11 protein-coding genes and 3 tRNA genes are annotated in these 14,699 nt (G+C 58.4%); 12 read left to right on the top strand and 2 right to left on the bottom strand.

Annotated elements, in window-relative coordinates; all coding sequences use genetic code 11:
- Positions 1 to 23 precede the first annotated feature (23 nt).
- Both JOE33_RS05515 and cysS read left to right on the top strand, forming a co-directional pair.
- Positions 24 to 1,718: a glutamine--tRNA ligase/YqeY domain fusion protein gene (locus JOE33_RS05515; protein ID WP_187625692.1), complete on the top strand. Its 1,695-nt coding sequence runs from the start codon at positions 24 to 26 to the stop codon at positions 1,716 to 1,718.
- A 24-nt stretch (positions 1,719 to 1,742) separates the two neighbouring features.
- Positions 1,743 to 3,125 carry a cysteine--tRNA ligase gene (gene cysS, locus JOE33_RS05510; protein ID WP_187625691.1) on the top strand — a complete coding sequence of 461 codons (1,383 nt, stop codon included), beginning with the start codon at positions 1,743 to 1,745 and terminating at the stop codon, positions 3,123 to 3,125.
- A gap of 107 nt (positions 3,126 to 3,232) precedes the next feature.
- Here cysS and JOE33_RS05505 read toward each other — a convergent pair whose 3' ends face one another.
- Positions 3,233 to 5,089: a sigma-54-dependent Fis family transcriptional regulator gene (locus JOE33_RS05505; protein ID WP_187625690.1), complete on the bottom strand. Its 1,857-nt coding sequence runs from the start codon at positions 5,087 to 5,089 to the stop codon at positions 3,233 to 3,235.
- Between the two features lie 299 nt (positions 5,090 to 5,388).
- Between JOE33_RS05505 and JOE33_RS05500 the strand changes: the two genes are divergently transcribed.
- The 6 genes from JOE33_RS05500 to JOE33_RS05475 all read left to right on the top strand — a co-directional run bounded on the left by JOE33_RS05500 (position 5,389) and on the right by JOE33_RS05475 (position 11,410).
- The gene (locus tag JOE33_RS05500; RefSeq protein WP_032612054.1) at positions 5,389 to 6,483 is read left to right on the top strand and encodes an ABC transporter ATP-binding protein; all 1,095 of its coding nucleotides are present in this window, start codon (positions 5,389 to 5,391) and stop codon (positions 6,481 to 6,483) included.
- Entirely contained in the window at positions 6,483 to 7,598 is a 1,116-nt protein-coding gene (locus JOE33_RS05495; RefSeq protein ID WP_032612053.1) for an ABC transporter ATP-binding protein, read from the top strand. Before JOE33_RS05500 ends, JOE33_RS05495 begins: the two co-directional genes overlap by 1 nt.
- Positions 7,591 to 8,457, top strand: a complete 867-nt coding sequence (locus JOE33_RS05490) for a sugar ABC transporter permease (protein ID WP_002552729.1) — start codon at positions 7,591 to 7,593, stop codon at positions 8,455 to 8,457. Before JOE33_RS05495 ends, JOE33_RS05490 begins: the two co-directional genes overlap by 8 nt.
- Positions 8,458 to 8,467: 10 nt before the next feature.
- Positions 8,468 to 9,268, top strand: a complete 801-nt coding sequence (locus tag JOE33_RS05485; RefSeq protein WP_004414065.1) for a carbohydrate ABC transporter permease — start codon at positions 8,468 to 8,470, stop codon at positions 9,266 to 9,268.
- Between the two features lie 12 nt (positions 9,269 to 9,280).
- Entirely contained in the window at positions 9,281 to 9,553 is a 273-nt protein-coding gene (locus JOE33_RS05480) for a DUF2160 domain-containing protein (RefSeq protein ID WP_010437138.1), read from the top strand.
- Positions 9,554 to 9,637: 84 nt separating this feature from the next.
- Positions 9,638 to 11,410: an ABC transporter substrate-binding protein gene (locus JOE33_RS05475; protein WP_096131525.1), complete on the top strand. Its 1,773-nt coding sequence runs from the start codon at positions 9,638 to 9,640 to the stop codon at positions 11,408 to 11,410.
- A gap of 62 nt (positions 11,411 to 11,472) precedes the next feature.
- Here the strand turns inward: JOE33_RS05475 and folD are convergent, their stop codons facing one another.
- Positions 11,473 to 12,327, bottom strand: coding sequence for a bifunctional methylenetetrahydrofolate dehydrogenase/methenyltetrahydrofolate cyclohydrolase FolD (gene folD, locus JOE33_RS05470; RefSeq protein WP_010437123.1), 855 nt, complete (start codon positions 12,325 to 12,327; stop codon positions 11,473 to 11,475).
- A 297-nt stretch (positions 12,328 to 12,624) separates the two neighbouring features.
- Between folD and JOE33_RS05465 the strand changes: the two genes are divergently transcribed.
- The 4 genes from JOE33_RS05465 (at position 12,625) to tig (ending at position 14,662) form a co-directional block, all read left to right on the top strand.
- Positions 12,625 to 12,701: transfer RNA gene (locus JOE33_RS05465), tRNA-Arg, on the top strand.
- Between the two features lie 51 nt (positions 12,702 to 12,752).
- Positions 12,753 to 12,828: transfer RNA gene (locus JOE33_RS05460), tRNA-His, on the top strand.
- A 56-nt stretch (positions 12,829 to 12,884) separates the two neighbouring features.
- A tRNA-Leu gene (locus JOE33_RS05455) sits at positions 12,885 to 12,969 on the top strand.
- Between the two features lie 382 nt (positions 12,970 to 13,351).
- Entirely contained in the window at positions 13,352 to 14,662 is a 1,311-nt protein-coding gene (tig, locus tag JOE33_RS05450; RefSeq protein WP_187625689.1) for a trigger factor, read from the top strand.
- The last annotated feature ends 37 nt before the right edge of the window (positions 14,663 to 14,699 follow it).

Genomic DNA, 14,699 nt, shown 5'->3' with positions numbered 1-14,699 from the left:
GCGCACGTATGTCCAAGGATCCTATGAGCAAGCCCACTCCAGAACCCGCTGCCAATCCAAAGGCAGGTCCAGCCGTACCGACCAATTTCCTGCGTCCTATCGTGCAGGCAGACCTGGACTCGGGCAAGCACAGCAAAATCGTGACCCGCTTTCCACCGGAGCCCAACGGCTACCTGCACATCGGTCACGCCAAGTCGATCTGCGTGAACTTCGGTCTGGCCAAGGAGTTCGGTGGCGATACGCACCTGCGTTTCGACGACACCAACCCGGCCAAGGAAGACCAGGAATACATCGACGCCATCATGAGTGACGTCAAGTGGCTGGGCTTCGAGTGGGCCGGGGAAGTGCGTTACGCCTCGCAGTACTTCGACCAGTTGCACGACTGGGCGGTCGAGCTGATCAAGGCAGGCAAGGCCTATGTGGACGATCTGACCCCCGAGCAGGCGCGCGAATATCGCGGCACCCTGACCGAGCCGGGCAAGAACAGTCCGTTCCGCGAGCGTGGCGTCGAGGAAAACCTCGATCTGTTCGCACGCATGAAAGCCGGTGAGTTCGAGGATGGCGCTCGCGTACTGCGCGCCAAAATCGACATGGCCTCGCCGAACATGAACCTGCGTGACCCGATCATCTACCGTATTCGCCATGCGCATCACCATCAGACCGGCGACAAGTGGTGCATCTATCCGATCTATGACTTCACCCACGGTCAGTCGGATGCCCTCGAAGGCATCACCCACTCGATCTGCACCCTGGAGTTCGAAAGCCATCGTCCGCTGTACGACTGGTTCCTCGACAACCTGCCGGTGCCGTGCAAGCCGCGTCAGTATGAGTTCTCGCGCCTGAACCTGAACTACACCATCACCAGCAAGCGCAAGCTCAAGCAACTGGTCGACGAGAAGCACGTCAGTGGCTGGGATGACCCGCGCATGTCGACGCTGTCTGGCTTCCGCCGCCGTGGCTACACGCCGAAATCGATTCGCAATTTCTGCGAAATGATCGGCACCAACCGCTCTGACGGTGTGGTCGATTTCGGCATGCTCGAATTCAGCATCCGCGACGACCTGGACCACAGCGCGCCGCGCGCCATGTGCGTATTGCGCCCGCTGAAAGTGGTCATCACCAACTATCCGGAAGGTCAGGTCGAAAAGCTGGAACTGCCGCGCCACCCGAAAGAAGACCTGGGCATGCGCGAGCTGCCGTTCTCGCGGGAGCTCTACATCGACCGCGACGATTACATGGAAGAGCCACCGAAGGGCTACAAGCGTCTTGAGCCCAATGGCGAAGTGCGTTTGCGTGGCAGCTATGTGATCCGTGCCGATGAAGCGATCAAGGATGCCGATGGCAACACCGTCGAGCTGCGTTGCTCCTACGACCCGGACACCCTGGGCAAGAACCCTGAAGGCCGCAAGGTCAAGGGCGTTGTGCACTGGGTGCCGGCAGCCGAAAGCGTAGAGTGCGAAGTGCGTCTGTACGATCGACTGTTCCGTTCGCCGAACCCTGAAAAAGCCGAAGAGGGCGCAAGCTTTCTGGACAACATCAACCCGGACTCCCTGCAAGTACTGACCGGTTGTCGCGCCGAGCCTTCGTTGGGCCAAGCGCAACCGGAAGACCGTTTCCAGTTCGAGCGCGAAGGTTATTTCTGCGCGGACATCAAGGACTCCAAACCTGGTCGACCCGTCTTCAACCGCACCGTGACGTTGCGGGATTCCTGGACCTGATGCTGTACGTTTGAGGGGGAGCACGTGCTTTCTATCTACAACACGCTCACCAAGAGCAAAGAAGTTTTCAAGCCGCTGGATGGCAACAAGGTGCGCATGTACGTCTGCGGGATGACCGTGTACGACTACTGCCACCTGGGCCATGGCCGCAGCATGGTTGCGTTCGATCTGGTGACCCGCTGGTTGCGCTTCAGCGGTTATGAACTGACCTATGTGCGCAACATCACCGATATCGACGACAAGATCATCAACCGGGCACGGGAAAACGGTGAGTCGTTCGACGCACTGACCGCGCGCATGATCGATGCCATGCATGAGGACGAGGCGCGCCTCAACATCCTCAAGCCGGACATGGAGCCGCGTGCCACCGATCATATCCCCGGCATGCACGCCATGATCCAGACCCTGATCGACAAGGGCTATGCCTACGCGCCGGGTAACGGCGATGTGTACTACCGGGTCGGCAAGTTTCAGGGTTACGGCAAGCTGTCACGCAAGAAGATCGAAGACCTGCGCATCGGCGCACGTATCGAAGTGGACGATTCCAAGGAAGATCCGCTGGACTTCGTGCTCTGGAAAGGCGTCAAGCCGGGCGAGCCGAGTTGGGAATCGCCCTGGGGGGCCGGGCGTCCAGGCTGGCATATCGAGTGCTCGGTGATGTCGACCTGCTGCCTGGGCGAGACCTTCGATATTCATGGCGGCGGCAGCGATCTCGAGTTTCCGCACCATGAAAACGAAATCGCCCAGAGCGAAGCGGCCACCGGCAAGACCTACGCCAATGCCTGGTTGCACTGCGGCATGATTCGCATCAATGGCGAGAAGATGTCCAAGTCCCTGAACAACTTCTTCACCATTCGCGACGTGCTGGAGAAATACCACCCGGAAGTGGTGCGTTACCTGCTGGTGTCGAGCCATTACCGTAGCGCGATCAACTATTCCGAAGACAGCCTGCGTGAGTCGAAGGCGGCACTGGAGCGTTTCTATCACGCGCTCAAGGGCCTGCCGGTCGCCGAAGCTGCGGGTGGCGAGGCGTTCGTCGAGCGTTTCAGTACGGCGATGAACGATGACTTCGGGACGCCTGAAGCCTGCGCGGTGCTGTTCGAGATGGTCCGCGAGATCAACCGTCTGCGCGAATCCGACGTCACAGCGGCGGCGGGTCTGGCGGCGCGCTTGAAGCAACTGGCCAGCGTGCTGGGTGTCCTGCAACTCGAAGCCGACGACTTTTTGCGCGCTGGCGCGGAAGGGCGGGTCGATGCGGCTGAAGTGGAGGCGCTGATTCAGGCGCGTCTGGCTGCGCGTGCCGCGAAAGACTGGGCCGAGTCCGACCGTATCCGCGACCAGATCACCGCCATGGGCGTGCTGCTGGAAGACGGCAAGGGCGGCACCACCTGGCGTCTGGCGGACTGATCGAGGACTATCCCTGAAACACTATCGTGCCCACTCCGCGTGGGCATGCTTTTCTGGACGCTCCGCGTCCTGTCATAGATGAAGTGCGGCCTGCCGAGCGTCAAACACTAAACGATCCGCTGTTCCCGCAACCGCTTGTACAGTGTGTTGCGGCTGACGCCCAGACGTTTGGCCAGCTGTGAAATATTCCCGCCTGCCGCTTGAAACAATTGGCCGAGGTCTTCGCTCGAGTGAAGGCGTGTGGCCGATTCCTGAGTCTTGCTCGGGGCATGGCATTCCTCGTCCGCGTGAGCATCGAGCAGAAAGTCCTCGGGCAGATGGTCAGTGCTGATCGGCTGTTCGTCGGCCAGTGCCAGCGCAACCTGAATCACACTGTTGAGCTGGCGCAGGTTGCCCGGCCAGGGGTGACGCTCGAACAACTCAAGCACTTCTCTGGAAAAGCCCGCGCGCTGGTGAGCATCACGGTGCCGCTCCCAGATTCGCTGGATAAGCGCATGTTTGTCAGTCCGCTCGCGCAGGGGCGGGAGTTCGATGCTCAGGCCGCTGATTCGGTAGTAAAGATCCTGGCGAAATAGCCCCGCCTGGACCTGATCGCGCAGGCCTCGGTTGGTGGCTGAAATCAACCGTATATCGACCGGATACAGCTCGCTGCTGCCCAATGGCTGAACGCAGCGCTCTTGCAGCACGCGCAGCAGTCGCGCCTGTACCGGCATCGGCATGTCGCCTACTTCGTCGAGAAACAGCATGCCTTTGTCGGCCTTGCGGATCAGACCGATGCTGCCTTTCTGGTTGGCCCCGGTGAAGGCGCCTCTTTCATAGCCAAACAGCTCGGCCTCGACCAGTTCGGCCGGGATCGCCGCGCAGTTGACGGCGATCAGCGCCTGGCTGGCGCGCGCACTGGCCTGATGCAGGGCTTTGACAAACACTTCCTTGCCGACCCCGGTTTCACCGTGAATGAGCAGCGGGATGTCTTTCTCCAGCAACCGCTGCGCCTGACGCACAGCCTTCTCGACCTTCGCGTCGCCCAGGCTGATCGCCTGCAGATCAAGGTTTCGTGGTGGTGCAGTAGGCACATGAGCAGCCTGCACGCAATGCAGCTTCAATGGTTTGCGAGTCGGGCGCTTGAGCAGGCACTGAAAGCGATTGTTGCCAAATGCATGCAGCGCAAACGGACGCGCTTCGGTCTCACTGAGCAATTGCAGGATCGGACATTTGAACAGCGTCTCGATGCTGACACCGGACGGAGTTGTCCCCAGCAGGGTGTCGGCACGTCGATTGGCACAGAGGATCTTGCCGCTCTCGTCGAAAATCAGCAGGCCGGCCCATTGGCTGTCGAGGTTGTTCAGGCCGGTATTGAAGATCAGCTGGAAATGAGAGTCACGAAACTGATCGAGGATCAGGCGGTTTTCCACCGACTGGCTCATCATTTTGACCATGCCCAGTGTGTGCGAGGGTGGCAGGAAGCTGTCACTGGACACATCCAGCACGGCGATCATGCGTCGATCCGCGTCGAAGATCGGTGAAGCAGAGCCGGTCATGAAGCGATTGGCCTTGAGGAAATGCTCGTCCGGCTCGATATGAATGGCCTGCTCGCAGGCCAGTGCCGTGCCGATGGCATTGGTGCCCGTGCCGCGTTCGCTCCAGCTGGCACCGGGCATGAAGCCCTGAGCCTGCGACGATTCGACAAAACGCTGCGCACCCCATGACTTGAGCAACTGACCTTGCGGGTCGGCCAGGAGAATCAGACAGCTGGAGTTGCTGAGAATGTTTTCGTAGACCGGCAGGACCTCCTGATGGGTGGTCTGTACCAGTCCATGGTGGCGCTCCAGCAGCCTGGAAACCTCCGCCCCCGGCAACTGGCCGAATGAGGGGCGCGTCTGATGACTGAGGCCGAAGTCCCGGCAGCGGGTCCATGAATCCTGAATGATGATGTCGTGAGCAAGCGAAGCGCTGGTTTGAGACATGAGGATGCCTGCGAATGTGACGTATTGTTTTTGTTTTTAGGTCCCGTCGGCGTGACCATCCTTGCCCGCAACGTCCGTCCAGTGTCGTTCAGTTTTGTTCAAAGTCAATGTTCATTTTGTTCAAGTGTTCAGTTTTTTCTGTTCATTATTGTTCAGCTGTGAAAGCCGTTTCATCCCATGAATACGGGCGAACGCTCTGTTTCGGGCGTCACCGGCAATCTGCCTGAGCTGGCACGAATGTCGCTATCTGCAAACAGTCACGCATTCACCCTTAAGAAAAAAACAACAAAGGGCACGCTATGTCACTCACGCTGGAGCATGTCAGTCGCGCTGTCGATGGTCAGGTCTGGATCGACAACGCCTCCCTGAGCTTTGAGCCGGGATCATTCAACGTTCTGCTGGGACGAACCCTGTCCGGCAAAACCAGCCTGATGCGCCTGATGGCCGGGCTGGACAAGCCGGACAGCGGGCGAGTGCTGATGAACGGGGTCGATGTCACCAATCGTCCGGTTCGTCTGCGCAACGTCTCGATGGTTTATCAGCAGTTCATCAATTACCCGAGCATGACGGTGTTCGAAAACATCGCCTCGCCGCTGCGTCAGGCCGGTCTGTCCAAAGACGTGATCCACAGCCGTGTGCAGGAAACCGCGAAGATGCTGCGCATCGAAAAGTTCCTGCAACGCCATCCCCTCGAACTGTCCGGCGGGCAGCAGCAGCGCACCGCGATGGCCAGAGCGCTGGTCAAGGACGCCGAGCTGATCCTCTTCGACGAACCGCTGGTCAACCTCGATTACAAGCTGCGTGAAGAGCTGCGTCAGGAAATGCGCGAGCTGTTCGCCGCTCGACACACCATTGCCATCTACGCCACCACCGAGCCCAATGAAGCGCTGGCGCTGGGCGGCACCACCACCATCCTGCATGAAGGTCGGGTGGTGCAGAGCGGCAAGACCCCTGAGGTCTATCATCGCCCGGCCACTGTGCTGGCCGCCGAGCTGTTCTCCGAACCGCCGATCAACCTCATGCCGGGCCGCATAGAAGGCAACGAGGTCAGCTTCGCCAATTTCGTGCATTTCCCGCTCAACGTCGACCTGCGTGCTGTCGGCGATGGCGAGTATCGTTTCGGCGTGCGCCCCAGCCATTTGAGCCTGGTGCCGTCCAACGATGATGATCTGGAACTGGCGGTCACCGTCGAGCTGGCGGAAATCAGTGGTTCGGAAACTTTCCTGCATGTGCGCAACGAGTTGTTCTCGCTGGTCCTGCATCTGCCGGGCGTGCATGCCTACGACGTCGATGCGGCGATTCGGGTGTACATCCCGACCCACAAATTGTTTGTATTCGATCAGCAGGGCGGCCTGATTCAGGCGCCGGGCCTGCGTATGGCGAGGGTTGCCTGATGGCCGAGATCCGCTTGCAGAATCTGGCGCACAGCTACAGCGCCAAGCCTGGTCCTGACGACTATGCAATTCGCGAGATGAGCCACGTCTGGGAGCAGGGCGGTGCTTACGCGCTGCTCGGGCCTTCCGGGTGTGGCAAGTCAACCCTGCTCAATATCATTTCCGGTCTGCTCAGTCCGTCGCAGGGGCAGGTGCTGTTCGACTCGAAAGTGGTCAATGAGCTGCCACCGGAACGCCGTAACATCGCTCAGGTTTTCCAGTTTCCGGTGATCTACGACACCATGACGGTGTTCGACAATCTGGCCTTTCCGTTGCGCAATCAGGGCCTGGACGAGGCGCGGATTCTCATCAAGGTCAACGAAATTGCCGATGTCCTGGACCTGCAGCCGCTGCTGAAAAAGAAGGCGCGCAACCTCAGCGCGGACGAGAAGCAGAAAGTCTCAATGGGCCGCGGGCTGGTGCGCGATGACGTGTCGGCGATCCTCTTCGACGAACCGCTGACCGTGATCGATCCGCACCTGAAGTGGAAACTGCGGCGCAAGCTCAAGCAGATCCACGAGCAGTTCAATATCACCATGGTCTACGTCACTCACGATCAACTGGAGGCGTCGACCTTCGCTGACAAGATCGCCGTGATGTATGGCGGACAGATCGTCCAGTTCGGCACGCCGCGGGAACTGTTCGAAAAGCCGTCGCACACCTTTGTCGGCTATTTCATCGGCAGCCCCGGGATGAATCTGATTGACGTCACGCCGCAGCCGGGTGGGGTGGGTTTTGCCGATATTCACCTGCCGCTGCCTGAGTCTTTGCAGCAAAAGCTCGCCAATACGCCATGGAAAACTCTGAAAGCAGGTATCCGTCCTGAGTTCGTGCATGTCTGGGACGGACCTTATGACGATGCAATGTGCGCCGACGTGACCTATGTGGAGGACCTCGGTACCTACAAAATCATCACCCTGAAACTGGCCGGGCAACTGCTGAAGGTGCGTCTGCAGGAAGACAAACCGGTGCCGCAGGGCCAGGCCTGGATCAGCTTTCCGGGGCAATGGCTGATGCTCTATGCAGATGATTACCTGCTTGAAGCCGGCCCTGCCAGTGAGGTGTCCCATGCGTAAGGTTCAGAACAACAAGGCCTGGTGGCTGGTGATGCCGGTGTTTCTGCTGGTGGCATTCAGCGCGATTATCCCGATGATGACCGTGGTCAACTATTCGGTGCAGGACATCTTCGACCAGTCCAGCCGATATTTCGTCGGCACCGACTGGTTCCGGCAGGTCCTGCAGGACCCGCGTCTGCACGACTCGCTGCTGCGTCAGTTCATTTATTCGGGTTGTGTACTGCTGATCGAGATCCCGCTGGGTATCGCGATTGCCCTGACCATGCCGACCAAGGGGCGCTGGTCGTCGTTGTGCCTGATCGTGATGACCATTCCACTGCTGATCCCGTGGAACGTAGTCGGCACTATCTGGCAGATCTTCGGCCGTGGTGATATCGGCTTGCTGGGTTACACGCTGAACAACGTGCTGGGCATCAACTACAACTACGCCGCCAATGCCTCGGATGCCTGGGTGACGGTGCTGGTCATCGACGTCTGGCACTGGACCTCGCTGGTGGCCTTGCTTTGCTATTCAGGGCTGCGGGCCATTCCGGATGTGTATTACCAGGCGGCACGCATCGATCGTGCGTCAGGCTGGGCGATCTTCCGGCATATCCAGTTGCCGAAGATGAAAAGCGTGCTGCTGATTGCAGTGATGCTGCGCTTCATGGACAGCTTCATGATCTACACCGAGCCGTTCGTGCTGACCGGTGGCGGGCCGGGCAACTCGACCACGTTCCTCAGTCAGACCCTGACCACCATGGCGCTCGGGCAGTTCGACCTGGGGCCTGCGGCCGCGTTCTCGCTGGTGTATTTCCTGATCATTCTGTTGGTGTCATGGGTGTTCTACACCGCCATGACTCACAGCGAAAAGAATTGAGGGGCTGGTCATGAGTCTGCGCAAAACCATACCGCTGTGGATTTACCTGTTGTTTCTGCTGGTGCCGATCTACTGGCTGATCAACATGTCGTTCAAGACCAATACCGAGATCCTCGGTGGCCTGACCCTGTGGCCGCAGGATTTCACCCTGGCCAATTACAAGGTGATCTTCACCGACGAAAGCTGGTACAGCGGCTACCTCAACTCGCTGTATTACGTGTGCCTCAATACCGTGATATCGCTGAGCGTCGCACTGCCGGCAGCCTACGCGTTTTCACGCTATCGTTTTCTCGGCGACAAGCACCTGTTCTTCTGGTTGCTGACCAACCGCATGGCGCCACCGGCAGTATTCCTGCTGCCGTTTTTCCAGCTGTATTCGTCCATCGGCCTGTTTGACACGCATATCGCCGTTGCACTGGCGCACTGTCTGTTCAACGTTCCGCTGGCCGTATGGATTCTGGAGGGCTTCATGTCCGGCGTTCCGAAGGAGATCGATGAAACGGCCTACATCGACGGTTACAGCTTTCCCAAGTTCTTCGTGAAAATTTTCATTCCACTGATTGGCTCGGGTATCGGTGTCACCGCGTTTTTCTGCTTCATGTTTTCCTGGGTCGAGCTGTTGCTGGCGCGCACCCTGACTTCGGTGAACGCAAAGCCGATCGCTGCGGTGATGACTCGCACCGTCTCGGCATCGGGTATCGATTGGGGGGTGCTGGCGGCGGCAGGGGTGTTGACCATTCTGCCGGGCATGCTGGTTATCTGGTTCGTTCGCAACCATGTGGTCAAGGGCTTTGCTCTTGGTCGTGTCTGAGGAGACGAAAAAATGGAGTGGATGTCCTGGACACTGCCCACTGCGGCCTTCTTCATCAGCATTGCGGTACTGCTGGCAGGGATGACCGTATGGGAATTGCGCTCGGCAAGTATCGAGCGTCGTGGTTTTCTGCCGATTGCCACCACGCGTGGCGACCGTCTTTTCATTGGGCTTCTGGGCAGCGCTTATCTGCATTTGCTGGTAATCGGCGCGACGGACTGGAGCATCTGGATCGCTTCGGGGGCTTCCCTGGTGTGGCTGTTGGTGGTGATGCGTTGGGGTTAAAGAGCGGCCGGGCGCGGTTGCCGGGGTGATCCGGTCGGCGGCATTGGAAAAGCGGGACTACATGAAAGCAACCTGGAGATGACTATGTTCAATAAGAAAAACAAGCTGCAACATAGCGTGACGCTGGCAACCATGATCATGCTCAGCGGGTTGAGTGTGTCGGCATGGGCGGATCAGTACGAAGATGCGGCGAAGAAGTGGGCGGGTAGCGAATTCAAACCGAGCACGCTTTCCGATGCCGAGCAGTTGAAAGAACTGGAGTGGTTCATCGAAGCTGCCAAGCCGTTTCGTGGCATGGACATCAAGGTGGTGTCGGAAACCCTGACCACCCATGAATACGAGTCGAAGACCCTGGCCAAGGCGTTCACTGAAATCACCGGTATCAAAGTCACCCATGACTTGCTGCAGGAAGGTGATGTCATCGAAAAGCTGCAGACCGCCATGCAGTCGGACAAGAGCATCTATGACGGCTGGGTCAACGACTCGGACCTGATCGGTACGCATTTCCGCTACGGCAAGGCCCTGTCGCTGACGGATCTGATGGCCAGTCCGGAAGGCAGTAAAGTCACCTCGCCGACGCTGGACCTTAAAGACTTCATCGGCACCTCGTTTACCACCGCTCCAGACGGCAAGCTTTATCAGCTGCCTGATCAGCAGTTCGCCAACCTGTACTGGTTTCGTGCCGACTGGTTCGAACGTCCCGACCTGAAAAAGAAATTCAAGGACAAGTACGGCTATGAGCTGGGCGTGCCGGTCAACTGGTCGGCTTACGAGGACATCGCCAAATTCTTCAGCGAAGACGTCAAGGAGATTGACGGCAAGAAGGTCTTCGGTCACATGGACTATGGCAAGAAAGACCCGTCACTGGGCTGGCGTTTCACCGATGCCTGGTTCTCCATGGCCGGCAGCGGCGACAAGGGCTTGCCTAACGGCCTGCCGGTGGACGAGTGGGGTATTCGTGTCGAAGACTGTCATCCGGTCGGCTCCAGCATTACCCGCGGTGGCGACACCAACGGCCCGGCGGCAGTGTTCGCCACGCAAAAATACATCGACTGGCTGAAAGCCTATGCACCGCCTGAAGCTGCGGGCATGACCTTCTCCGAATCCGGTCCGGTGCCGTCGCAGGGTAATGTCGCGCAACAGATCTTCTGGTACACCGCCTTTACCGCCGATATGACCAAGCCTGGTCTGCCGGTGATGAATGCTGACGGTACGCCGAAGTGGCGCATGGCACCTTCGCCGAAAGGGCCTTACTGGAAAGAAGGCATGAAGCTCGGCTACCAGGACGTGGGTTCATGGACGTTCCTGAAGTCGTCCGACGAGAAAAAGCGTCTGGCCGCCTGGCTGTATGCGCAATTCGTGACCTCGAAGAGCGTTTCGCTGAAGAAAACCATCGTCGGCCTGACGCCGATTCGTGAGTCGGATATCAATTCCAAGGAGATGACCGCGCTGGCGCCCAAGCTGGGTGGGCTGGTGGAGTTCTATCGCAGCCCGGCACGTGTGCAATGGTCGCCAACCGGGACCAACGTACCTGACTATCCAAAACTGGCACAGCTGTGGTGGAGCCACGTTGCCGAAGCGGTTACTGGCGAGAAGACTGCGCAGGAGGCCCTCGACGGTCTGGCCAAGGACCAGGATGCAATCATGACGCGCATCGAGCGTTCCAAGGTTCAGGAAGCCAGCAAGTGTGCACCGAAGATGAATCCGGAAACCACTGCAGAAGCCTGGTACAAGAAGGCCGAAGAGAGCAACGGCAAGTTCCTCGCACCCCAGCGCAAGCTGGCCAACGAGAAACCCAAGGGTGAAACCATCGCCTACGCTGACCTGCTGAAAAGCTGGGAGGCAGCCAAGAAGTAAGGTTTTGTCGAGGTAAAAAAAACGGCACCTTCAAGGTGCCGTTTTTTATTGCTGCGGGCTGATTAGTCGTGCAGGGTTTCTGCCGCGTACAGCGTGTTTTCCAGCAGGCAGGCGCGGGTCATGGGGCCCACGCCGCCCGGAACCGGAGTGATCCAGCCGGCGCGGGGCAGGGCGGTCTCGTAAACCACGTCGCCTACCAGCTTGCCGTCTTCCTGGCGATTGATGCCGACGTCGATGACGATCGCGCCCTGCTTGATCCACTCGCCTTTGACAAGGCCCGGCTTGCCGGCGGCAACGACCACCAGATCGGCACGACCCACGTGGCCTGCCAGATCCTTGGTGAAGCGGTGGGTGACTGTGACAGTGCAGCCCGCCAGCAGCAGTTCCATCGCCATCGGGCGGCCGACGATGTTGGACGCGCCGACGACGACGGCATCCAGACCGTAGAGGTCGACACCGGTGCTTTCCAGCAGGGTCATGATGCCTTTGGGGGTGCACGGGCGTAGCAGCGGAATGCGCTGGGCGAGGCGACCCACGTTATAAGGATGGAAACCGTCCACGTCCTTGTCCGGGCGAATGCGCTCCAGCAGTAGCGAAGCGTCGAGGTGTGCAGGCAGGGGCAGTTGCAGCAGGATGCCGTCGACAGCGGCATCCTCATTGAGGCGGTCGATCAGATCGGTCAGTGCTGCCTGAGTGGTATCAGCGGGCAAGTCGTAAGCCTGGGAGATAAAGCCGACTTCCTCGCAGTCCTTGCGCTTGTGAGAGACATAGACCTGGGAAGCGGGGTCGTTGCCGACCAGAATCACCGCGAGGCCCGGCGTACGCAGACCTTGCTGGCTACGTTCGGCGACACGTTTGGCGATCTGCTGGCGCAGGCTGGCGGCGATCGCCTTGCCGTCGATTAGTTTTGCAGTCATGACGCGTGATTAACCATCGAGAGGAAAAAAATGAGCGCGCATTCTCTCATGACATGGCCCGAGGGCAAAGGCGATTGCTTTGCATATTCAGCTAACTCCTTTATCTAGCTGAATTTTTTTCAAAAAAAGGTTGACGACCCCAGGGGCCGTCTATAAGATTCGTCGCACTTGCCGGGCAGAGCCCCAGCACTGGTTAAGCTAGCACTGGTTGATTCGGTCAGGCAGAGTTGCAAATCAGCTCGGTGTGATTGATTGAAAGCCTTTTAGTTTGTTATCGCAAGAGTACAAATTATATAAGTGCCCGTAGCTCAGCTGGATAGAGCATCCGCCTTCTAAGCGGATGGTCGCAGGTTCGAGTCCTGCCGGGTGCGCCATTCAAGGCAGCTTTGGCACAGCAAGTAAGTTGTATCGTCACGCGCAATATGGTGGGCGTAGCTCAGTTGGTAGAGCACAGGATTGTGACTCCTGCGGTCGTGGGTTCGAACCCCATCGTCCACCCCATATTAAGAAGGGCGCCAGATTCATAGTCTGGCGCCTTTGCTTTAAAAGTCTGAAATGCGGATGTGGTGGAATTGGTAGACACACTGGATTTAGGTTCCAGCGCCGCAAGGTGTGAGAGTTCGAGTCTCTCCGTCCGCACCAGGATAAATGTAGCCGACTCTCAATGCCTCGGTTGCAAAAAGGTACAAAAGAAAGCCGCCTAGTGCGGCTTTTTTTGTTTTGGCGTATTCGTTCCATCGCCTCGCTGGTCCGTCGGCCCTGTCGCCGCCGGTCGATCGAGGCGTGCTATGCAGATGGATTCGGTCATCGTCCGGTGCAGATGCTTCCTTATATAGGGGCCGTGCCAGACACGTCGCGAGTGATGCGAGGTGTTTTCCTTTCTCCTCCGGCTGCATGCCGATTCCTTCTTGTTAACCCGCCCTTTTTCAGTAGGGTGACTTCTTGAGTTTGACCCACTAGAATGCATGCCCTTGATTCTGGGGTCGGAAACGGCCGGCTAACGTCTGTGCAACGAGGAATATCCATGCAAGTTTCTGTTGAAAATACTTCCGCTCTTGAGCGCCGCATGACCATTGGCGTGCCTGCCGAGCGCATCGAGACTGAAGTCAACAAGCGTCTGCAACAGACCGCGCGCAAAGCCAAGATCCCGGGCTTCCGCCCTGGCAAGGTGCCTATGAGCGTGATTCGTCAGCGTTACGAGGACGGCGCACGTCAGGAAGCACTGGGCGATCTGATTCAGGCTACCTTTTATGAAGCTGTGGTTGAGCAGAAGCTGAACCCGGCCGGTGCTCCTGCTGTAGAGCCCAAGTCGTTCGAAAAAGGCAAAGATCTGGAGTACGTGGCTACTTTCGAAGTATTCCCGGAATTCACCGTTGCCGGCTTCGAAAGCATCTCTGTAGAGCGCCTGTCTGCCGATGTGGCCGACAGCGATCTGGACAACATGCTTGAAGTGCTGCGCAAGCAGAACGTTCGTTTCGAAGTGGCTGATCGTGCTGCCCAGAACGAAGACCAGCTGAACCTCGATTTCGTCGGCAAGGTCGACGGCGAAGTGTTCGCTGGCGGTTCCGCCACCGGTACCCAGCTGGTTCTGGGTTCCGGCCGCATGATTCCTGGTTTCGAAGACGGTCTGGTTGGCGCCAAGGCCGGTGAAGAGCGCGTTCTGAACGTGACCTTCCCCGAGGACTATCAGAACCTCGAGCTGGCCGGCAAGGCTGCCGAGTTCACCGTGACCGTCAACACCGTCTCCGAGCCAAAGCTGCCTGAGCTGAACGAAGAGTTCTTCAAGCAGTTCGGTATCAAGGAAACCGGTATCGAAGGCTTCCGCACCGAAGTTCGCAAGAACATGGAGCGCGAGCTGCGTCAGGCGATCAAGTCCAAGGTCAAGAATCAGGTCATGGACGGTCTGCTGGCCGCCAACCCGATCGAAGTGCCTAAAGCGCTGCTGGAAAACGAAGTCAACCGTCTGCGTGTGCAGGCCGTTCAGCAGTTCGGCGGCAACATCAAGCCTGACCAGCTGCCGGCAGAGCTGTTCGAAGAGCAGGCCAAGCGCCGCGTCGAGCTGGGCCTGATCGTTGCCGAGGTCGTCAAACAGTTCGACCTCAAGCCTGATGACGCTCGCGTTCGCGAAATGATTCAGGAAATGGCCTCCGCCTATCAGGAGCCTGAGCAGGTCGTGGCCTGGTACTACAAGAACGAGCAGCAAATGAACGAGGTACGTTCTGTTGTGCTTGAAGAGCAAGTTGTAGATACTGTTTTGCAGAAAGCTAGCGTGACCGACAAATCGGTCTCCTACGAAGAAGCTGTCAAGCCGGTGGAAGCTCCAAAAGCCGACTGATTTCTCTTTTCGTGCGAAAACACCCACAAGCCAGCCT

The sequence above is a fragment of the Pseudomonas sp. PvP027 genome (genome assembly GCF_017833005.1).
In the GTDB taxonomy this organism is placed as follows: Bacteria; Pseudomonadota; Gammaproteobacteria; order Pseudomonadales; family Pseudomonadaceae; genus Aquipseudomonas; species Aquipseudomonas congelans.
The sequence above is the reverse complement of the archived record's forward strand: the minus strand, read 5'-3'. Positions and strand labels throughout refer to the sequence as shown.

Excerpts from the sequence above, each read along its gene's own strand:
- JOE33_RS05485 (WP_004414065.1), top strand. The coding sequence starts at position 8,468 with ATGAGTCTGCGCAAAACCATACCGCTGTGGATTTACCTGTTGTTTCTG.
- JOE33_RS05495 (WP_032612053.1), top strand. The coding sequence starts at position 6,483 with ATGGCCGAGATCCGCTTGCAGAATCTGGCGCACAGCTACAGCGCCAAG.
- folD (WP_010437123.1), bottom strand. The coding sequence starts at position 12,327 with ATGACTGCAAAACTAATCGACGGCAAGGCGATCGCCGCCAGCCTGCGC.
- JOE33_RS05475 (WP_096131525.1), top strand. The coding sequence starts at position 9,638 with ATGTTCAATAAGAAAAACAAGCTGCAACATAGCGTGACGCTGGCAACC.
- JOE33_RS05505 (WP_187625690.1), bottom strand. The coding sequence starts at position 5,089 with ATGTCTCAAACCAGCGCTTCGCTTGCTCACGACATCATCATTCAGGAT.
- JOE33_RS05500 (WP_032612054.1), top strand. The coding sequence starts at position 5,389 with ATGTCACTCACGCTGGAGCATGTCAGTCGCGCTGTCGATGGTCAGGTC.
- JOE33_RS05515 (WP_187625692.1), top strand. The coding sequence starts at position 24 with ATGAGCAAGCCCACTCCAGAACCCGCTGCCAATCCAAAGGCAGGTCCA.
- tig (WP_187625689.1), top strand. The coding sequence starts at position 13,352 with ATGCAAGTTTCTGTTGAAAATACTTCCGCTCTTGAGCGCCGCATGACC.
- JOE33_RS05480 (WP_010437138.1), top strand. The coding sequence starts at position 9,281 with ATGGAGTGGATGTCCTGGACACTGCCCACTGCGGCCTTCTTCATCAGC.
- JOE33_RS05490 (WP_002552729.1), top strand. The coding sequence starts at position 7,591 with ATGCGTAAGGTTCAGAACAACAAGGCCTGGTGGCTGGTGATGCCGGTG.